This window comes from Pseudolactococcus laudensis (assembly GCF_013449735.1).
Lineage (GTDB): Bacteria > Bacillota > Bacilli > Lactobacillales > Streptococcaceae > Pseudolactococcus > Pseudolactococcus laudensis.
In genome coordinates, this window is the sequence record NZ_JACBNY010000001.1 from 146,834 (window position 1) to 168,125 (window position 21,292).

Annotated in this window: 16 protein-coding genes, 1 tRNA gene and 2 pseudogenes; 16 read left to right on the plus strand and 3 right to left on the minus strand. The window is 38.0% G+C overall.

Annotated elements, in window-relative coordinates:
• Window positions 1-4: 4 nt before the first annotated feature.
• Both HZR21_RS00755 and HZR21_RS00760 read left to right on the plus strand, forming a co-directional pair.
• A complete protein-coding gene (locus HZR21_RS00755) occupies window positions 5-259 on the plus strand; it encodes a DUF1912 family protein (RefSeq protein ID WP_180745558.1) in 255 nt (84 codons plus the stop codon).
• A 77-nt stretch (window positions 260-336) separates the two neighbouring features.
• Window positions 337-422, plus strand: a tRNA-Leu gene (locus tag HZR21_RS00760).
• 308 nt (window positions 423-730) lie between these two features.
• On the opposite strand, the gene HZR21_RS00765 is transcribed toward HZR21_RS00760, so the two are convergent.
• Both HZR21_RS00765 and HZR21_RS00770 read right to left on the minus strand, forming a co-directional pair.
• A complete protein-coding gene (locus tag HZR21_RS00765) occupies window positions 731-1,921 on the minus strand; it encodes an MFS transporter (protein WP_180745560.1) in 1,191 nt (396 codons plus the stop codon).
• An 18-nt stretch (window positions 1,922-1,939) separates the two neighbouring features.
• A complete protein-coding gene (locus tag HZR21_RS00770; protein ID WP_180745562.1) occupies window positions 1,940-2,236 on the minus strand; it encodes a hypothetical protein in 297 nt (98 codons plus the stop codon).
• A gap of 358 nt (window positions 2,237-2,594) precedes the next feature.
• Here HZR21_RS00770 and HZR21_RS00775 point away from each other — a divergent pair, with 358 nt between their 5' ends.
• The 12 genes and pseudogenes from HZR21_RS00775 (at window position 2,595) to HZR21_RS00830 (ending at window position 15,919) form a co-directional block, all read left to right on the plus strand.
• On the plus strand, window positions 2,595-3,497 hold the full coding sequence (locus HZR21_RS00775; protein WP_180745564.1) for a LysR family transcriptional regulator: 903 nt from the start codon (window positions 2,595-2,597) through the stop codon (window positions 3,495-3,497).
• Between the two features lie 183 nt (window positions 3,498-3,680).
• Window positions 3,681-3,980, plus strand: coding sequence for a YbaB/EbfC family nucleoid-associated protein (locus tag HZR21_RS00780; RefSeq protein WP_180745566.1), 300 nt, complete (start codon window positions 3,681-3,683; stop codon window positions 3,978-3,980).
• Between the two features lie 297 nt (window positions 3,981-4,277).
• Window positions 4,278-5,486 (plus strand): YdcF family protein, encoded by a 1,209-nt coding sequence (locus HZR21_RS00785; protein ID WP_180745568.1) that lies wholly within the window; start codon window positions 4,278-4,280, stop codon window positions 5,484-5,486.
• Between the two features lie 169 nt (window positions 5,487-5,655).
• Window positions 5,656-6,887 (plus strand): annotated as a pseudogene (locus HZR21_RS00790) (ATP-binding protein).
• A 79-nt stretch (window positions 6,888-6,966) separates the two neighbouring features.
• On the plus strand, window positions 6,967-9,630 hold the full coding sequence (locus HZR21_RS00795; RefSeq protein ID WP_180745577.1) for a valine--tRNA ligase: 2,664 nt from the start codon (window positions 6,967-6,969) through the stop codon (window positions 9,628-9,630).
• A gap of 76 nt (window positions 9,631-9,706) precedes the next feature.
• A complete protein-coding gene (locus HZR21_RS00800) occupies window positions 9,707-10,948 on the plus strand; it encodes an MDR family MFS transporter (protein WP_180745579.1) in 1,242 nt (413 codons plus the stop codon).
• A gap of 98 nt (window positions 10,949-11,046) precedes the next feature.
• Window positions 11,047-11,214, plus strand: a complete 168-nt coding sequence (gene rpmF / locus HZR21_RS00805; protein WP_003138753.1) for a 50S ribosomal protein L32 — start codon at window positions 11,047-11,049, stop codon at window positions 11,212-11,214.
• 18 nt (window positions 11,215-11,232) lie between these two features.
• Entirely contained in the window at window positions 11,233-11,382 is a 150-nt protein-coding gene (rpmG, locus tag HZR21_RS00810) for a 50S ribosomal protein L33 (RefSeq protein ID WP_003135293.1), read from the plus strand.
• A gap of 266 nt (window positions 11,383-11,648) precedes the next feature.
• Window positions 11,649-12,604 (plus strand): annotated as a pseudogene (locus HZR21_RS00815) (DUF4822 domain-containing protein).
• A gap of 71 nt (window positions 12,605-12,675) precedes the next feature.
• On the plus strand, window positions 12,676-14,139 hold the full coding sequence (locus tag HZR21_RS00820; protein WP_180745581.1) for a sensor histidine kinase: 1,464 nt from the start codon (window positions 12,676-12,678) through the stop codon (window positions 14,137-14,139).
• Between the two features lie 13 nt (window positions 14,140-14,152).
• Window positions 14,153-14,854 carry a response regulator transcription factor gene (locus tag HZR21_RS00825; RefSeq protein WP_180745583.1) on the plus strand — a complete coding sequence of 234 codons (702 nt, stop codon included), beginning with the start codon at window positions 14,153-14,155 and terminating at the stop codon, window positions 14,852-14,854.
• Between the two features lie 24 nt (window positions 14,855-14,878).
• Window positions 14,879-15,919: a hypothetical protein gene (locus tag HZR21_RS00830; RefSeq protein ID WP_180745585.1), complete on the plus strand. Its 1,041-nt coding sequence runs from the start codon at window positions 14,879-14,881 to the stop codon at window positions 15,917-15,919.
• Window positions 15,920-16,033: 114 nt separating this feature from the next.
• Here the strand turns inward: HZR21_RS00830 and HZR21_RS00835 are convergent, their stop codons facing one another.
• Window positions 16,034-17,362, minus strand: a complete 1,329-nt coding sequence (locus HZR21_RS00835; RefSeq protein ID WP_180745587.1) for a hypothetical protein — start codon at window positions 17,360-17,362, stop codon at window positions 16,034-16,036.
• A 424-nt stretch (window positions 17,363-17,786) separates the two neighbouring features.
• On the opposite strand from HZR21_RS00835, the gene HZR21_RS00840 reads away from it, so the two are divergent.
• Together HZR21_RS00840 and HZR21_RS00845 are read left to right on the plus strand one after the other, a co-directional pair.
• A complete protein-coding gene (locus HZR21_RS00840) occupies window positions 17,787-19,505 on the plus strand; it encodes an ABC transporter ATP-binding protein (RefSeq protein WP_180745589.1) in 1,719 nt (572 codons plus the stop codon).
• Window positions 19,498-21,249, plus strand: coding sequence for an ABC transporter ATP-binding protein (locus HZR21_RS00845; protein ID WP_180745591.1), 1,752 nt, complete (start codon window positions 19,498-19,500; stop codon window positions 21,247-21,249). The genes HZR21_RS00840 and HZR21_RS00845 overlap by 8 nt, the downstream gene beginning before the upstream one ends.
• The last annotated feature ends 43 nt before the right edge of the window (window positions 21,250-21,292 follow it).

Consider the following 21,292-nt stretch of genomic DNA (forward strand, 5'->3'; position numbering starts at 1 on the left):
AGATATGACATATGAACAAGAATTTATGCAAGAATTTGAAGATTGGGTAGCAACACAAATCATGGTCAATGAAATGGCCATGAACCAAAGCCAAGAGGTTGCGGATGAAACAGACGATGAACGCGCTAAAGATGCGATCATTCGTTATGAAAGCCGGATGGATGCCTATAAATTTTTGCTAGGCAAATTTGAAAACTATAAAGCTGGCAAAGGATTCTATGATTTACCTGACGGCTTGTTTGATCAAGTTAATTATTGATTGTCTAAAATAAAAAACTTTTTTAAAAACTCTTGACGAGTGCCAGCTACTTTGATATACTAATAAAGTACTGTTTCGCGGAGATGGCGGAATTGGCAGACGCGCAGGATTAAGGATCCTGTGACCTACTTTGGTCGTGAGGGTTCAAGTCCCTTTCTCCGCACTAATAACCGAGCCTAGCGCTCGGTTTTTTTGTGTTTTAAGGTTCACATCAGAATTTTATTTACCAATTTCGCATTGTTTTGCCAAAAGAATACCGATTTGGTAAAGAATCAGCGAATTTTTAACCAATTTCGTATTGTTTTGCCAAAAGAATACCGATTTGGTATTACCTCTTACAACATGATCACGCTACGCTACAATGTATCAAAAAAGCTATACAAAAATAGGCTATGGTCAATTCCAATTAATATTGAAGATTGCTCATAGCCTATTTTTTGAGGAATTTTGTCCTAGCGTCTTGATAGTATTTTATAGTGCTGCTTTGACAGCTTTCTTAGACGTATAAATTTTATAAAGTACCATACAAATGATTGGTAAAATACTTGCAACTAAGTAGATGTTTTGGAAAGATAGGAAAGTTCTTAATTCCCCTAGTACATAAGGACCGATACCCAAACCAAGGTCTAGCCCAATAAAATAAGTAGAGAGGGCAACGCTGATCCGATGCTCGTCTTTAACAGTCTTTAAAGAAACGGCTTGTCCATTTGACATGAAAGTACCGTAGCCGAGACCAATGACACCACCTGAAACTAGGAGCAACCAACTGCTGGTTGTCATGCTCAGTAAAATGAGGCCGACACTCAAAAATAAGTAACTTGGATACATGACAAATTTTTCGCCAAGATTATCAAATATTTTGCCTGAAAGTGGTCGAGTAAACGTGATGACCAAGGCATAAACAACGAAAAATAAGGAGCTGACCTGTACTAAATCAATGACTTTGACATAGGATGATAGGAAAGCGAGGACACTTGAGTAAGAAAGCCCCATTAAGAAGGCCATAAAGGCAATAAATAATGCTTTTTTTTCAATGAAGCTATCGAAAGAACTTTTATTAAGTGCTTTGATGTGTTCTTCTGAGAGTTTCACGTTTTTAACTGGGAATAAATAGCACATAATTGTGATAATAAAAACGAGGACAATTGAAAAAGCGACAATAAAGTGAAAATCGGTTGTATTTAATAAAATCAGGCCAAGAAAAGGACCAATAGCCGCTGCTAGACTTGTACTGAGACCATAGTAATTGATACCTTCACCATGTTTAGCTTTAGGAATATAGGCAGTGACAATGGTGTTTGTCGCAGTTGATAAGGCACCATAGCCAAAACCATTTAAAAATCTGACGAGATAGAGCACGGGAATAGCTGGTACGTAAAGATAAGCAATTGTTGTAAGCAAATAAAACAAAGCGCCGTATCTTAAAGTCGCTTTTCTGCCGATTAACTCTAGTTTTTTACCAATGAGTAATCGCGCAAGCAAAGTCCCGATAATATAAATACCAGATGCTAATCCTGCTTGACCTAGTGAGGCATGTAAGTTACTCTGTGCGATCACGGCAATAATGACCATCAGAAGGTAGTAGACTAAGTAGACAATAAAGTTAATAAAAGTAATCGCAATGAAGCCTTTGTTAAATAATTTTTGATTCGTGTTATTCAATGGTTGGTAGACCTCTTCCTAGATGTTTGGTGACATGTGACCATTTAAGTCATGCAATTTTTGAATTTGGCAAGCAACTTGGGCATAATTCTCTGGATAGCGGTCGCTCAACTCATTGATAAATAAATCTCTGACTTCCATGAAAGAAGTTGCGAAGTTAGAGAGTTCAGCATCTTCATCAATGGCATATTTTAATTTAAGGAAGAGCAAGTTTTGATAAGCATCATTCAAGAAAACCAATGATTTTTCTTTTTCAAAACGTGCATTGTAGGCAGTGTCTAAACGGTTAATAATTTCATTTGTCCAGTTATTCATGTGTATTGCTCTCTTTCTTTTTTATCGCTATTTTTAGTATCAGAAGCATTAGGCTTAAAATTCTAAAAAAGGTTGGTGCGTGTAGGTATAAAATAAGTCGATTGACTTACTTTTTAGACAGTTGCATCAACTGTCGACCCTTTATTTAAGTATGGTATGATGATGACCTGATAGCTACTCATTTGCTCCCCCAAAATTAAAATATTGATTACATGTCATAGTGTATCGCTTGAAATAGTTTATAGTCAACTCGAATAGCTACCATATAATTTGCTTATAACCTATAAATTTTACTAAAAAATTAGGCTAACATATTCTCTATAATATGCTAGAATGTAAAACAAGGGGAAAATTCAAAATGAATTTAAGAGATTTCGAGTATTTTAGTTTCTTGGGAGATATGCTCTCATTTACATTAGTGGCAAAAAAGTTTAATGTTAGTCAACCCAGTATTAGTTACGCTGTAAAAAGGCTTGAAGAGTATTATGGATGCAATTTAATAGAAAAAAGTTCTCTTCATCGCTCAGTTCTTTTAACCAGAGAAGGACAAATTCTAAAGAACCAACTGAAGAGTATTTTGGAAGAATTTAAGATGATTGAAAAAGCCATTGAACATGCGAAACAGCAAAAAGTTTATGTTGGTTTTCCATCATTGATCAAAACAAGAGTTTTCTCTAAACTCTTTAAGACGGAAGATAATGTTGATTTCATATCAAATTTTGAATTGATTTCGGGAAGTTCGACAGATTTACTCAGTCAACTGCTATCAGGTCACCTAGAACTTAGTTTACTTGGGAGTGTGACGCCTATCGAACATCCTGATTTAAACATCAAATTACTCTACAGTTATGAATTTAAAATTTATGTCTCAGAAGATAATCCGTTAGCTCAAAAATCTCAAATTACATTTGAAGAAGCGTTAGCCTATCCGTTTATCTTATTGGAAGACGGTTTGTCGCATACCAAAGCTTTTGATCATTTAAATGATAAGTATCACGGGAAAGCCAAAGTCTTGGTTCATTTTTCTGATATTAATACAATAGGTCAACTTGTCAAATCAAATGTTGGCATTACATTGATGACGCCTTATCTCCCCTTTCAAAATATGAAAGGACTAGTTGAAATTTCATTAGTTCCGGAAGATAAAGAGATGTTTTACGTGCAATATGCCTTCTTAAAAAATTCGGTTGTTAATGATAATTTTAGTAAACTTGTGATGATATTAGATAACCTTTCAAAACAAGATGGCTTACTATATTAGGTGGTATTTTTAACTTATTGTCAGAGGATGCATAGGCTATGTCTAACTACAAATTAAAGATAGAAAATGCTATAATTGAAATAATCAGTTCGCTTCTATTACCTATCTAAAAAAGTAAGGAAAAAGAAGACGATAAAAAACAAAAGCCATCAAGGCGCATGAATTAAGGAGATATAGATTACGATGATGAATATGCAAAAAATGATGAAACAAGCTCAAGACTTGCAAAAAAATATGAAAATTGCGCAAGCTGAAATTGAAGCGACAACCTTTTATGGTACGTCTGCTCAAGACTTGGTAAAAGTTGCCTTCACAGGTGACCGTAAAATGACACAGATTGATATCTCACCAGACTTGATTGACCCAGAAGATTCAGAAACCTTGTCAGACATGATCACACAAGCCGTTAATGCAGCCTTGGTGGACATTGATAAAACAACAGAGCAAAAACTTGGTAAATTCACAAAAGGATTGCCTTTCTAATTAAAAATTGATAGAATAAAGGAAACGAGAAGAGTATCGTGAGACTGCGTTTATAAAGAGTGTAGGAGGGTGCTGAAAATCCTACAAACGTCCTCATGATTGTTGCTTCTTGACAATCGTATACTCAAGAGTTAAGTGAGTATAAATAAAAAAATGAGTGTCCAGAAACATGATGTCTGGGAATTTAGGTGGTACCACGTGAAAGCGCCCTAATCATAATAGATTAGGGCGCTTTTTGTCCGCGCTTGGACAGTCACCATCGCCATCAACACGTTTAATTGATAGAAAGGCATCCACATGGTTATCATTCCAGACCTTATTTTGATCTTGGCGCTTATCGTTTATCTGGTCTTAGTTCGCATTAAAAAAGTCAAATTTCGTCTGACTGCGCTCGCCCTATGGTTAGGGACAGTCCTGTTGGTTGACACCATTATCACTTACAGCAAGATAGATTTAGGCGCATTCTTTACCTTTATGCTAGTCATGGTCTTGGGCTCTTGGCTAGTCTCCTATCGCATCATTCATAAAGACAAACGCCGCCTACTCACGGGTTATGTCTTTAATTTGAGCATCGTCATTACCATTGGCTACATTGTCATCCTTTGCTTTCCATTCTCGACACCACTGCCAATCCTTCTCAGCCTCATCATCGGCCTCATGGCCTTTGTGCTACTTTCTTTTGGCGGTTATGCCTTAATTGTTTACCTCCTTTGGAATGCTCGTATCGTCTTGAAAAAAGAGAGCCGAAGTCTCGGCAACATGCTGACACTTTTACTAGGCATAGCAGGGCTTTTCCTCATCCTTTTTCAGCATTTATTGCTCAAAAAAGGCAGCGTTTTTGAATATATCTACATGGTTATCGTCATTTTCCTAATCTATTATTTCTTTAGCTTTATGACCATTCTAACCAGCAGTCTACTCTTCAATCACATCAAACCCAAGTTCAATAAATACTATCTCATTGTTCTGGGTTCAGGTCTACTCAACGGTAAGACAGTTACACCGTTGCTCGCGGGCAGAATAGATGCAGCCTTGGCGTTTGCGAACCAACAGCAAGCAAGAACTGGAAAGCAGCCGCTACTCATCATGAGTGGGGGGCAAGGTCAAGACGAAAAAATGCCAGAGGCGGTAGCCATGGAAAACTATGCCTTGTCACAAGGTGTGCCGAAAGCTGAGATTATCACGGAAGAAAACAGTAAAACGACCCTACAAAATTTGCAGTTTTCAAAAAACCTAATGGACGAAAGAAGTCAAGGTAAGCCGTATCAAAGTGCTTTTGTCAGCAACGATTACCATATCTTTCGAGCAGGTCTGTTTGCTAAGAAAGTTGGTCTAAACAGTGACGGTATCGGTAGCAGAACAGCTAGATATTTCCTCCCCAACGCTTTCATCCGCGAATTTGTCGCTATCATTTTCATGCATAAAAAACGACATATTGTGTTTACCGTGCTGCTTTTGATATTGATCGATGCGATTATTGTGATTAATGTTAAGTTTGTTGGGTAGGTGATAAAAGTAATTTGCCACAGACAGAGATTTTGAAATTTTTATCCATAAATTTCACTTGACTGAAAATTATGTTGATAACCCCTCTTATTTTCACTATACTGAAAATAAGAGGGGTATCCCGGCGATATTTTCACCCTAATGATATTTTGTGTTATAATGGTCTCAAATGCACATAATCGTACAGGAGGAAAAAACAGTGATCAAGAGAGAAACTTATCTGAATTGGTTGATTAAGCATCAAGAAAATGGCCTAATCAAAATTATCTCCGGCGTCAGAAGAAGTGGGAAATCCACTTTATTTGAGCTATTTAAGGACCATTTAAAAACTGAGCATGTCACAGATGAACAAATCATCCATCTAAACTTTGAAGATTTAAGATATTACGAACTCAGGAACTTTCTTTCCCTGAATGATTATATCCAAGAAAAGATATCAAAAGAACAAAAGAACAAAAATATTATATCTTTTTAGATGAGATACAGATTGTCGAAAAATTCGAAGAAGTTGTTAATAGTTTAAATTTGCAACCCAACTTAGATATTTATATCACAGGTAGTAATGCCTATTTTATGAGTGGTGAATTGGCAACACTATTGACAGGACGTTACATTGAGTTATCGATCTTACCCCTTTCTTTTAAAGAATTTTATAGCGCACACACGGATTTATCATTGACAGAAGTATATGACAAATATCAAAAGAGCGCCTTTCCTTATTTGGTCAATAAAGATGATGAAGAGGAAAGAAATTTCTACTTGAGAAGTGCCTACAATGATATCACGCTGAAAGATATCATGACACGATATAAAATTACTGAACAAGGGATTCTGGAAAGGGTGCTACGATTTTTAGTCAGTGCCATTGGTTCGGAAGTTTCTATTAATAAAATTGCTAATACTTTGAAATCTCAAAATGTCTCAGTATCTAATAATACAGTAGAAAAATATGTAGACGCCTTTGTCAATGGTTTAATTTTATATCCCGCACCTCGATATGATATTAAAGGGAGAAAGTTACTACAACGTCTAGAAAAATATTACGTTGTAGACTTGGGCTTTCGTGAAATGATTTTACCAGATAAAAAAGAAGATGCCGGTCATATTTTAGAGAACATCATCTTTTTAGAACTAAAAAGAAGATACAAAGAAGTCTATGTTGGCAAGCAAGGCAGTCTAGAAGTCGATTTTGTTTGTCTGAATAGTGATAATAGCTTGGTCTATTATCAAGTCGCGTTACAAACACTGGATGAAAGTGCATTGACAAGAGAATTACGCAGTTTGGAAAACATCTCAGACGCCTATCCTAAATATCTTTTGACACTCGATACGATACACAAAACAGCGAATTACAATGGTATTTTGAAGAAAAATGCTTTAGACTGGTTGTTAGAGAATTGAGAACCAGATAAGGAAAATATCAAAATCGAATAATTATGGTTTGAACACATTTCAAAAAACAAAGAAACAGGAGTATAACATGACAGAACTATCAACAAAATTCAACCCAACAGAAGTAGAAGCAGGTCGCTATGACAAATGGCTAGCAGCTGACGTCTTCAAACCAAGTGGCGATAAAAAAGCCAAACCCTATAGCATCGTCATCCCACCACCAAATGTCACAGGTAAACTTCACCTCGGACACGCTTGGGATACAACGCTGCAAGATATTATCATCCGTGCCAAACGCATGCAAGGCTATGACACGCTTTGGTTACCAGGGATGGACCATGCCGGCATTGCCACGCAAGCTAAAGTTGAAGAACGTTTGCGTGAGCAAGGTATTTCACGCTATGACCTCGGTCGTGAAAAATTCCTAGAAAAAGTCAGGGAATGGAAAGACGAATATGCCGCAACGATCAAAGAACAATGGGGCAAAATGGGGCTATCGCTTGATTATTCACGCGAACGTTTTACCCTAGATGAAGGCCTATCAAAAGCGGTTAAAAAAGTTTTCGTTAAACTTTACGAAAAAGGCTTTATCTACCGTGGTGAATTCATTATCAACTGGGATCCAGCAGCCCGCACAGCGCTTTCAGATATCGAAGTTATCCACCAAGATGTCGAAGGTGCGTTCTACCATATCACTTATCCTTTGACAGATGGTTCAGGCAATGTTGAAATCGCAACAACACGTCCAGAGACCCTGCTCGGCGATGTGGCAGTTATTGTCAATGCCAAAGATGAACGCTACCAAGATATTATCGGTAAAACTGTGACCGTACCTTTTGTTAACCGTGAAATCCCAGTCCTCACAGATGAACACGCGGATATGGAAAAAGGCACAGGTGTCGTTAAAATCACACCAGCGCATGACCCCAACGACTTTGATGTTGTTGAACGCCTCAACGCCCAAGGTCATAATTTGCCAATGATTAATGTCATGAACGATGACGGCACAATGAATGAGCTTGCGGCAGAATTTGCGGATATGGATCGCTTTGAAGCACGCAAACAAATCGTTGCCAAACTCGACGAGATGGGTCAACTTGTTAAAATCGAGAAAATGGTCCACAGTGTCGGTCACTCTGAGCGTTCAGGTGCCGTTGTGGAACCACGTTTATCAACGCAATGGTTTGTTAAAATGGATGAGCTAGCTAAAAATGCTATCGCTAACCAAAAAACAGATAACGCAGTCGAGTTCTTCCCACCACGCTTTAACGACACCTTCACACAATGGATGGAAAACGTCCATGACTGGGTAATCTCACGCCAACTCTGGTGGGGACATCAAATTCCTGCTTGGTATAACGCAGACGGCGAGATGTACGTCGGCGAAACAGCGCCAGAAGGTGACGGTTGGACACAGGATTCTGACGTTTTAGATACATGGTTCTCATCAGCTTTATGGCCGTTTTCAACCATGGGGTGGCCAGATGAGGAAGCCGAAGACTTCAAGCGTTACTTCCCAACGTCAACGCTTGTTACGGGATATGATATCATCTTCTTTTGGGTCAGCCGCATGATTTTCCAAAGTTTGGAATTTACAAACGAACGCCCATTTAAAGACGTTCTCATCCACGGTTTGATTCGGGATGAAGAAGGTCGTAAAATGTCTAAATCCTTAGGTAACGGCATTGACCCAATGGACGTCATCGAAAAATACGGTGCTGATGCCTTGCGTTGGTTCTTGTCAAATGGTTCTGCACCAGGTCAAGACGTCCGTTTCTCTTATGAAAAAATGGATGCTGCTTGGAATTTCATTAACAAAATCTGGAACATTTCACGCTACATCATCATGAACAAGGAAACGCTCAGCGCAGCGGATACTTATGCTAATGTTGATAAAGTCGCCCAAAAAACAGCAGGCAATGTGACGGATCGTTGGATCTTGACCAAACTCAATGAAACGATTGACCATGTCACGAAAAACTTCGATAAGTTTGAATTTGGTGAAGCAGGCCGTGCCCTCTATAACTTCATTTGGGAAGACTTTGCTAACTGGTATGTTGAGTTGACTAAAGAAGTCCTTTACGGTGAAGATGAGGCAGAAAAAGATGTGACACGTAGTGTCCTTGTCTATGTTCTTGACCAAATTCTACGCCTTCTCCACCCAATCATGCCATTTGTGACTGAAGAAATTTCGGAAAATCTCGGCTTGATTGAGGGTAGCTTAGTTGTTGCAGCCTATCCAGAAGTTCGTCCAGAATTTTCAGATGATGCAGCCGTTCGTGGTGTGGAAGTCTTGAAAGACATCATCAAGTCAGTTCGAAATATCCGTGCGGAAGTGAATACAGCACCAAGCAAGGCAGTGCCAATTCTGATCAAGACAGAAAATGCTGAAATTGAAACATTCTTGAAAGAGAATAGCAACTATCTAACACGTTTCACAAATCCGGAAACCTTAGAGATTTCTGCTGACATCATAGCGCCAGCGCAAGCTATGACAGCGATTCTATCAAACGTTGAAATTTACTTGCCACTTGCAGGCTTGATTAACATCACAGATGAAATTGCCCGTTTGACAAAAGAATTAGCCAAATGGCAAAAAGAATTGGACATGGTCTCACGTAAACTCTCTAACGAGAAATTCGTTGCCAATGCCAAACCAGAAGTTGTCGAAAAAGAACAAGCTAAACAAGCCGATTATCAAACAAAATTTGATACGACCCAAGCGCGGATTGCTGATCTTGAAAAACTATAAGATACCAGAAAAAAGCCGACAAATAAGGCTTTTTTTGCTATAATTAAGAAATAACTTTAGGAATAGGAAGTTTTTCATGACAACATTTATGCGACTCAATCGGACGCTCAAACTCCGAATTCTCATGACTTTTATCGGGGTTTTGGGCTACAGCACCGTCGGATCAAGTATGACGATTTACTACAATCATTATCTAGGTGCGGCGATTACGGGTGTACTCCTCATTATTTCAAGTGTCTCTAGTTTTTTCATCGGACTTTATGGCGGGCACTTGGCAGATAGACATGGTAGAAGACCAATTCTCCTCATCGGCTCGACAATTTCAGTTGTGGGTGCCTTAATTGCGGTGTTCTCAAATAGTCCGATCTTCCAAAATCCTTGGACAACATTTGTTGGTTTTTTTCTCTTAAATTTCGGTTTTTCTTTTGAGTCCGCGGCAGATAATGCCATGATCATTGATGTCTCGGATGAAAGTAACCGAAAATATGTCTACAGTCTGAGTTACTGGATTATCAATGTCTCGATTACCTTTGGGGCAGCACTCAGTGGCTGGCTGTTCAGAGATTACTTGTTTGAGTTGCTTTTAGGTTTGCTAATCGCGCAACTGATTAATGGCAGTATCAAGTATTTCCTAATCAGCGAGAGTTTCGTGCCAGCACCTAAAGCCAAAAAAGAACGCGAAAGTTTCATTCAAAACTATGGCGTCGTGGCGCGGGATAAAATCTTTCTGTTGTTTATCGGCGCCGTCATCTTAAACAAGGTGATTTTTGGCAATATTGACTTCTATCTTCCAGTTCACTTGTCAGACAGTTTCAAAACGACGACGATTTTTGGCTTTGAAATTTATGGTCAGAGAATGTTGACCCTATTTGTCATGTTAAATACCCTGATTATTATCTTCAGCATGACCTTTGTCAACCAACTCACCAGCAAGTGGTCAGAGCGAAAAAGCCTCACCACCGGTGCCTTATTACAAGGGCTAGGATTTGCTGCCGCCTTTTTAATGAACAGCTTTATACCGCTCATCCTAGCATCCATTGTCATGACGATCGGTGAGATGATCCTCGTGCCGTCCTCACAAAGTCTGCGCGCCGATCTGATGAATGAGGAGAAAATCGGGACTTACTCAGGTTTTGTGACCATTACAGATCCGATTGGGAGCGTTCTGTCTGGCAGTCTGGTCAGTTTTTCGGTTTACATTCATCACACGGGCGTCGCCGTGGTCATGGTCGTGGTAACGGTGCTGCTGGTTTTATGCTTTAATCAAGTGATGAAGATGAAAACTCAGGCTGAAATCACGTCAAGTAAAAATACTTGACAAAAATGCTTGATTTCTCGTCTAGACTTTGATAGAATAGATAAGTATTGAGAAATCAAGGCAACATTATCTAATAAAACCAAAGGAGATTTAAGACAATGGCAGTACCTGCACGTCACACATCGAAATCTAAGAAAAACAAACGTCGTACGCACTATAAAATGACAGCACCAACAGTTTCATTTGATGAAACAACTGGTGATTACAGCCGCGGCCACCGTGTATCCCTCAAAGGATATTACAAAGGTAAAAAAGTTACAAAATAATAGAAAGGACAAACTAAGATGCGCGTAAATATTACTCTTGAACACAAAGAATCTGGCGAACGTTTGTACCTGACTCAAAAAAACAAACGTAACAACCCTGACCGTCTTGAACTTAAAAAATACTCTCCAAAATTGCGTAAGCACGTTATTTTTAAAGAGGTGAAATAAGACTTCATACAGGTTAATAAACAATAGCATTTCAAGCTTAATCATAAGCTTGAAATGCTATTTTTTTATTCATTTTCAAAATATATTGAATAGTGTATCCTACTCAAAAATGAAATCTATGTTTTTTTATTTTCGAAATACACCGATATAATAGATAAAATGTTTATAAATTGTTTGCTTTATTGTTATAATATATTTACATCCCTTCTATATAATAAAGATAAGCAATAAGAAAACCAACTTTATATATTGAAGGGAAAACAACCATGAACAAAAAAACAATTATCGTAGGTGTATCTAGTCTCGCTTTGCTCTTGGCAGGTTGCAGTGCTGCTACTCAGGAATCGTTAGATTCAAAAGGAAGCAGCCAACAAACAGAACAATCGAATGCTAAGAAGAACGAAACAAAAGGGGATAAGTTAACAAAAAACTTAGGTAAAACCGATTGGCAAGGGACAAAAGTCTATGACAAAGATAAGAACGATTTAACAGCTGAAAATGCCAACTTATTGGTTTAGCGAAATACGATGCTGAAACAGGACGCTATGAATTTTTCGACGCACAAACTGGTGAAACCCGTGGAGACCGTGGCACATTTTTCATTACCAATGATGGTGCAAAGCGAATTCTGATTTCTGATACGATGAATTATCAAGCAGTTGTTGGTATAACTGAATTAACGGATGAAATGTTTACTTATTCGAGAAAAGGTAAAGACAAAGAAGGTAATGAAGTAGATGTATTTGTGGAGCATGTGCCTTATCTTAAAAGTAAACTAGCATTTACAGAAAAAGAAAAGACATTAGATACAACAACTGGCACAATAGAAACTAAAACTGCTGGTACAGACATTTTAGGTGAAACATTGTGGAATGGCACCAAAGTTCTTGATGAATCGGGTAATGATGTTACGGAATTCAATAAAAACTTTATTAGTTTGGCTAAATTTGTAGCGGATACAAATGAATATGAATTTTACAATTTAGAAACAGGCGTTAGCCGTGGTGATTTTGGCTACTTTGACGTGTTGAATCATAATAAAATTCGAGCACACGTATCAATTGGTCAAAACAAACATGGTGCAGCGCTAGAATTAACAGAACTAAACAATAAAAAATTCACTTATAAACGAATGGGGAAAGATCAAACTGGTCAAGATATTACAGTATTCGTAGAACATGAACCTTATACAGGTAATTTCAATCCTGAATTTAGTTTCTAAAAGTACTGCACTGGTAATGTGGGTATCTTAAAGCGATTGTTTTTGCCATAAAATGAAGTGAAGGAGAAAAAATGACAATAAAAAAACGATTCCTCATTTCATATATTGGCGGTATAGCAATCGCTTGTCTGTCATTATTTTCAATCATAGGTATTGCTTTTTATATAAATACTGGAAAAGTACCAAGTCCCAATACCTTGTATAAGACATTTACACAGCAACGCTCGCTAAACCCAGAAGAGGAATTGGCATATATCAAATTACGAGAGATAGCCAAGTCTGACCCTGAACAACTACTTGAACCGAGTGGTGAATTAAAAGAAATGATTCAAACATTTGAACATAAGGAATTAGGTGTTGTTGTTCGTCAAGATACAAAGATATGTTACTATTCCCAGGACTTAGTAGAAAAATCACTAGTCGTTCATTTCCCTCAATTTGATGTGAACAATATCAAAACAAGAGGCACAATAGATAATGCAGGTCGTTTATATCGGTATATGAAATATGATTTTTATTTTAAAAATCACGATACCGGTAGTTTATTGATTTTAATAAAAGAAAATAACTTTTTAGAGTTTATGACAAAGTGGGGCGTATTAGTTAGCGTGATAATTTTACTAGTAGCATTTGGCGGCCTGCTTTTTCTAAATCACTTATTAAAAAAAACCATCATCAATCCATTGGAAAATCTTGGTGCAGGTATGTCTGAAATACGAAATGGTCACTTAGAAGTTTCGGTAACAAATCCTATGAAACAAACAGCGATGGAAGTAAAACAACTGACAGATGACTTTGAAAAAATGCGTGGCGCATTGATTCATTCAACAGAAGAACAAGTAAAACTTGAAGAGAATCGTAAAACACTTGTTGCGAGTATATCGCATGATTTGAAAACACCTATCACATCAATTATCGGCTATGTTGAAGGACTATTGGATGGCGTGGCAACGACACCAGAAAAACGGGATAAGTATTTACAAACTATTCGTACAAAAGCCCTGTCGTTAAATGATTTAATTGAAGAATTATTTTTATATTCGAAATTAGATGCAGCTGCTATTCCTCTTAATTTTGAGCGAATTAATCTTAACGAGTTTTTGAAACACATCATTGAAGAGTTTCAAATACAAGCAACCGAAATTTCACTTCAATTATCTAGTCAAGAATTAAAAGCAAGTTATGTAATGGCTGACCGTATACAGTTAAACCGAGTTTTTATCAATTTAATAGAAAATAGCTTGAAATTTAAAGTTAACGATAGACCACTTTCTGTTCAACTTGGTATTTCTGAGACTGCAGATATGGTTGAGGTTCGCGTGTCTGATAATGGCCAGGGAATTTCAGCTGAGCAGCTACCATTTGTTTTTAATCATTTTTATCGAGGTGAAGTGTCACGACCAACTGACACAGGTGGCAGTGGCTTAGGACTTGCTATTGTGAAACAAATCATAGAGATGCATGAAGGTAGTGTCATGATTGAAAGTCAAATTTACCAGGGAACAACCGTTGTGGTTTTACTAAAGAAAGCTTGAGGAGGATAGCCAAGTGTCAAAAGAAGTACCACGTATTTTACTGATTGAAGATGATACAAGTATTGCAGAACTACAAAAAGATTGTTTAGAAATCAATCATATGACTGCCGAAATCGCGAATGATGGTCTGGTAGGTCTGAATCGAGCATTAACGGAAGTGTTTGATTTGGTTATCATTGATATCATGTTGCCATTAATGGATGGTTTTGAGATTTGTCGTAAGATTAGGGAAAAAAAGAATATCCCACTAATGATTGTCTCAGCAAAAAAAGAAGACATCGATAAAGTCAGAGGTTTAGGCTTAGGCGCAGATGATTACATGACAAAACCATTTAGTCCAAGTGAATTAGTCGCTCGTGTTCAAGCGCATATTAAACGCTATCAACTTTTGACGCAATCAGACCCGGTCCTTGATACCATCGAAAGAGGAGCAATTGTAATCAATACAAGTGCTAGGAGAGCATTTGTGTTAGGAAAAGAGATTTTCTTTCCTGCAAAAGAATTTGACTTATTACTCTTTTTCATGGTGCATCCTAATCGTGTTTGGACGAAAGAACAGCTCTTTCGTCAAATCTGGGACATGGATGATTTGGATGGCGAAATTTACACAGTTGTCGTGCATGTTGGACGAGTCAGGGAAAAGTTAAAAAAAGCTAAATTATCAGAAATGCCAATTGAAACAATTTGGGGCAGCGGCTACCGCTTTAATGCCTAATGACAACATAAAGGGAGAAATTTTATGAGAAAAAGACATTTTCTGACTGCCTTCTTTTTATGCAGTATTATCGGACTTGTCGGTTATAAAGTTTACAAAAAAAATATGGAGCCTTCTAGCGAAGTTTCCAAACCAGTGAAATTCAGTTATACTTTGTCTGAATCTGAAGTCACGCCGTCAACCGAAGAAAAAAAAGCCAATGAACTAGACTTTGAAAATACAACTTATCAATATGATGTTGTCACAGGTGCTACCCAAACGACATTTGGCTCCAATCCGAAACCGTTTTTCTCTTATGAAGAGAAATTAAAGAAAATGTTTTGGTCAAATCAGCCGCCATTAGGGTTACTGGAAGGGAATTATTTTACAAATGAAGGCTATTTTGATGTTGGAAATAAAGGCATCGTCGAAATCGTAACAGATGAAACAAATAAAATCATTAATATTGAATTTAACGAATATGCTGCTGAAAATTATTATGCCTCAAAATATGCCGGTGCTAATAAACGCCTTTCTGACTATGCCTTTCTTCAAGCAAAAAATCCAAGAACAGATACAACTCTTGTGACAGTGGTTAATGGTATTACCTTTGTTGAAAAACAAATGCGTGAAGAAAATCGCGTTACAGGTAATTTTGAAACTGTAAAAGGGTCATCGACCACTGCCAGACAAGGCTTGATGGCGATTGCAACTGAATTGTCAGAAGAAATCAAACAACCCTCTAAAACCAAATATATTGGCTACACCGAAGATTTTGGTGACGGACTGATAGGTAGACTTCAATTAACCGTAATGGATGGTAAAATTCAAACCGCACGTTATGATGAATACTTTGCTGATCAACCTGAAAAAATTAATGCAGACCAATTGAAACCCTATTATCGTCAGTCAAAATACTTTTCACTAGATTATAATGCGGCAACAAACAATGATTTTGTGACCTTTTCTAACGATTTAACTAGAAAGATTATTGAGCAACAATCTTTGACAATTGAAGACAGTAAATTAATGCAACACCCTTCTTTTGTTTCCTACCAAAAGTTAATGCAGCATATTTCTTTGTAGAAAAGAGCTGCGCTTTAATCTCATTAGATATTTAAAAAACCGAAAAGAGGAGACTCTCTTCGTTTTTTTGTTTTTTAGTGTTTTTCAGCACCAGAACATGATATTGTTGCTATTTTAACGTTTCCTAGGTCGTAAATACACAAAACCATAAATCAAAATAATCAAGATAATCAAAGATGTCGCAATCACGTTCCAAGAAGTCATAAGCTGCATACTTTTCAATGTCTGCACCGGCGTACTTGTGATAACAAAAAAACTTTTAAGAGATAGCCCTTTATCGAGAATAATGAATGAGCCCAAAAGCATTAATAAAAATTGATGTAAAATACTTCCGATATTCTGCAAACTATATTTGACCCAAATTCTTTTATCCTCAGAAACAGTCTCGATTTCTTCATATTGTGCAGTTATCCAAGCGTTTAATGCCCCCTTAAACGTACTCGTTAAAAGCACACCAATTGGAAAGAAAGGCGTAAACACGATAGTGATTAACCCGAACAGGATACCTAATAAAGCATATTGCTTAGCATAGTGACCTAACAGTGGTCGGATTTTCGCAGCAAGAATAATCCCAAAAACGTAAGGCAGATAAAATTGCAAGAACAACTGCTTGTGACCGTAATATCCAGCGGCATACAAAGAACAGAACAAGAATAAATAATTCCCCACAGCACCATTGATATAGGTTAAGTAAGTTAAATCGGCTGAAATTTTTCTATGAATTTTATCCTTGAAAATGCTAGTGGCAATCGTGTATAGGATGATTAAGAAAAAGAAACCATAGATGAAATAGTCAAACTCAACATGATTAAAGAGAAGTCGACTAGCTCGCAAAAAGAAAATCAAACTGAAAAAAGAGAAAAAGAGCACCAAGTACTTATAAGATATGCCTTCTAAATCATGTATATCAACCTCATAATCAGTCAGTTGTGACAAGTTACGAAAAGAAAATAAATATAGGATACCATATAAAAGAAAGAACCCTAAGTATTTAAACGGAGCTGGAAAGAAGAGTGAACAACCAATCAGTAGAAACATGCCTAATAAAAGAGGCAAATGAGTTTTCGTCAACCGATTATTTTTTTTGAGAAAGTAAGTGACTGAAGTATTTGACATCGGTAGCCAAGCAGCACTTAAGCCTAATAGAATCCCTGAAATAATGTATAAAGGAAAATAAAGCGTGCCCAACACCCCTAATAAACAGCCTAAGCTCCCACAATACAATGAAAAATGGAGTAACGTGTAACTATTAAAGCTCGTTTTAATCCCTCTGATTAAGAAAATACCAGTCATTCTGAATGTATAGAATAAAACAAACGGCAGTACTGAAATAAAAGTATGCTGATTGGCAATTTGAATAAAAATCATAAATGGCAATACAATAATTGTGCTATTAATGATTGAAAGTGCGGATTTTCCAATTTGATTCAGTTGCGTTTTCATTTTTCCCCCTGTAACTAAAAAACACTTTGTTTTGAAGTATTTAGCTAGAACCATTATAATGTAAAATTGACAAAAAAGACAGTTTTTAATTAAATAGTAAATGAATTTAATTTTTCATGTGATATAGCCAATTTAAAGTTGATATAAATGTGTCAATGATGATCATCTTATCTGCTATCATAAAGGTATTCAGTCTATAAGAGAGACGACACTTTCGTAAAAAGAAATTCAGAGCGATGACATCTTTAAGAATAAGTTGTTATGCCCTGAAAATAAGAAGGAAAGCCGACAGTTGTGAGCGGCTTTTTTGCTTGCAGTGAGCCATTATCAGGCAAATTTTTGGCATTAAATTCACAGAATTTTTTTGCTATCCGTTAGTATTTAAGCTACAATAGAGGTAATTTAAAAAAGATAGGGGAATCTTGTGATACATTTATTGCGTCATGCAAAGGCATACCGAAAGCAGATTATTTTGGGGCCCTTTTTCAAGTTTTTGGAGGCCGTTTTTGAATTGGTACTGCCTTTATTTATGGCACGCTTGATTGACCAAGGCGTGAGAGCAGGTCATCAGGCCACAGTTTGGCAAATGACAGCTTGGATGGTTGCCATGTCAGTCATTGGCATGATTTGTGCGGTTATTTGTCAGTATTATGCCTCAATTGCATCGCAAGGCTTTGGTACAGAATTACGCACACAACTCATGAAGAAAATCAACCAACTGTCTCACCAAGATTTAAATCAATTTGGAACAGATACGCTGATTACACGCCTAACCAGTGATATTAATCAACTTCAACTCGCTTTAGCCATGTTAATTCGTTTGGTTGTTCGTGCACCATTTTTAAGCATCGGCTCTATCATCATGGCCTTTTATATTGATTGGCAAACAGGTTTGCTTTATTTAATTTTATTGCCGATTTTTTTTGTCATTTTATTTTTCATTGTGCGCTACAGCGTGCCACTTTATAAACGTGTCCAAGAAAAATTGGACCAGTTAAATGAACTGGTCAATCAAAATCTTAGCGGTGTGCGCGTGATCCGTGCTTTTGCTCGTCGAAAAGAAGATGTCAAGCGTTTTGATGATGCGACCGATGATTTGGTAAATATTTACCAACGCGTGACCAATTTATCGGCCCTATTATCACCTGCAACGACCCTAGTCATGAACCTCGGTATTGTTGCCTTAATTTATATCGGTGGCTTTAAGGTCAACACCGGCCACCTAGCACCCGGTGAAGTCCTAGCCTTAATCAACTACATGAATCAGATGCTATTGGCTCTAATCGTTGTTTCCAACCTAGTGGTCATCTTTACACGCGCAGCAGCCTCTGGTGCACGTATTAACCAAGTCTTTGAGACGACCCCTTCTTTGACTCAGCCCGAACAAGCAAAAACTGCCCCTAGTCAGCCAGATTTCATCCATTTTGAAAACGTCGACTTTCGCTACGATGCAAACGGCGGTCTGGCTTTGCAAGACATCAACTTTAGCCTTAAACCCGGTGAGTTCATAGGCATCACAGGCCCAACCGGTAGTGGTAAATCCACATTGACCCAGCTCATCCCACGTTTTTACGATGTAGCAGCAGGGCGTATCCTAGTCAATGGTTTAGATGTTCGAGAATGGGATTTGGCGGCTCTGCGCCACCAAACAGCTTTCGGTCCACAGACCGCAGTGCTCTTTCATGGCACGATTCGTGAGAATCTGCAGTGGGGAAAAGCAGATGCAACAGACGAAGACTGTTTCCAAGCTTTGGAAACGGCCCAGTGTCGTGAATTTGTCGAAAAATTACCAGAAGGACTAAATACTATGGTCATGGAAAATGGTAAAAACTTTTCAGGTGGTCAACGCCAACGCCTAACGATTGCACGCGCCTTAATTCGTAAGCCTAATCTCTTAATTTTGGATGATTCACTTTCTGCCTTAGATTATCAGACCGATTTAGACTTGCGACAAGCGCTCGCACGAGATTTAGATAGTGCTATGATTATTATTTCTCAACGCGTTCGCTCGATTCAACAAGCTAAAGAAATCTTAGTCTTAGATAGCGGTCGTTTAGTTGGCAAAGGTAGCCACGAATCGCTACTTGCAAGCTCGCCTGAATACCAAGCTATTGTTGCATCTCAGGAGGAAGAACATGACTAAAACAAATCAAAAAGCCTCATGGCGGTTCTTTTTACCCTACCTACTCGCCTTTCGTTTAGAGCTTATCTTATCGATTATTTTTGGATTAGCTAGTGGTATTACAGTCGTTTTGACAACCTATTACATTGGTTTAAGTGTCGACCAAATGGTTAATCAAGGTCAGGTTAACTTCTCAACACTTCGTCATATTTTAACGCTACTTGTGGGTGTCTTACTCGTGACGGTCGTTAGTCAGTGGCTCATTCAACGCTTGAGTAATCGCCTATCCTATCGCTCAGTCGCTGTTTTACGTAAAGATGTTTACGAACACCTGAATCAGTTACCGTTACGCTACTATGACCAAACGGCTCATGGTGATATTGTCAGTCGTTTCACGAATGATATGGATAACATTTCAGTAGCAAGCGCAGCCGTTTTTAACCAGCTTTTCTCTGGTATCACAGTTGTCATTGTTGCGCTAGTCTTTATGTTATATTTGAGCCCGATTTTGACATTGGTCGTTCTGATTTCGACACCGATTATTTTCTTAGTGTCTTGGCTAGTTGCACGAGCATCACAGCAAGACTTCGTTAGCCAACAGCAAATTATCGGAGACATCTCAGGTTATATTACAGAAATGATTGGCAATCAAAAAACAGTCAAAGCTTTTCAACGCGAAACAGTCAATCAAGCGCAATTTGAAGACTTGAATCAAGAACTTTATGTCAAAGGTCAAAAAGCACAGTTTTCTTCTTCATTGACGAATCCCCTATCACGCTTTGTTGACCATTTGGCTTATCTATCAGTGGGCTGCGTTGGGGGTATTATGGCGCTCAACGGGTCTGCAACAGTGACGATTGGTGTGATTTCTAGCTTTACAATTTATGCCACTCAGTTTTCTAAACCTTTTATTGAGATTTCAGGGATTACAACACAGATTCAGACAGCATTTGCTGGCTTGAAACGCACCCAAGAACTCATGAATCAACCGATAGAGCAACCAGATGCACCAGATGCGCAAGTTTTGGAACACGCCAAAGGTGAAATTGACTTTCAAGATGTCAGCTTTGGTTATAATCCTGGACAGTCCTTGATTACTGATTTTTCACTCAAGGTCGCCCCTGGTGAAATGATTGCCATCGTCGGAAAAACTGGTGCAGGTAAATCAACCCTGATCAATCTCTTGATGCGTTTTTACGATGTCGATAAAGGGTCAATTTCAATTGACGGTACTGACATCAGAGATTTCACACGCGATAGTTTGCGTCAAAGCTTTGGTATGGTGCTGCAAGAAACTTGGTTGTTTGGCAGCTCCTTACGCGCTAATCTTTGCTATGGTCGCGAAGATGCGACAGATGATGAGATTTATGCAGCCTTGAAACAAGCTCACATGTATGACTTTGTCATGCGCCTACCAGAAAAGCTAGAGACCCAGATTGGCGCTCACGCTCTTAAAATTTCTGAAGGTCAACGCCAACTTCTAACCATTGCTCGAACGATGATTAGCGAGCCTGATATGCTGATTTTAGATGAGGCAACAAGTTCAGTAGATACCTTGACAGAGCAAAAAATTTCACAGGCCTTCTTAACTATGATGACCGGACGCACAAGTTTCGTTATTGCCCACCGCCTATCAACAATTCGAAATGCCGACCAGATTTTAGTCTTAAATCAAGGCCAAATCGTTGAAATAGGTAGCCATGACGACTTAATGGCGAGACATGGCTATTATTATCAGTTACAGCAAGCCCAATTTGCCAAGTAAAATTAATAACGAAAAGAGTCTGAGATTTTTCTCGGCTTTTTTC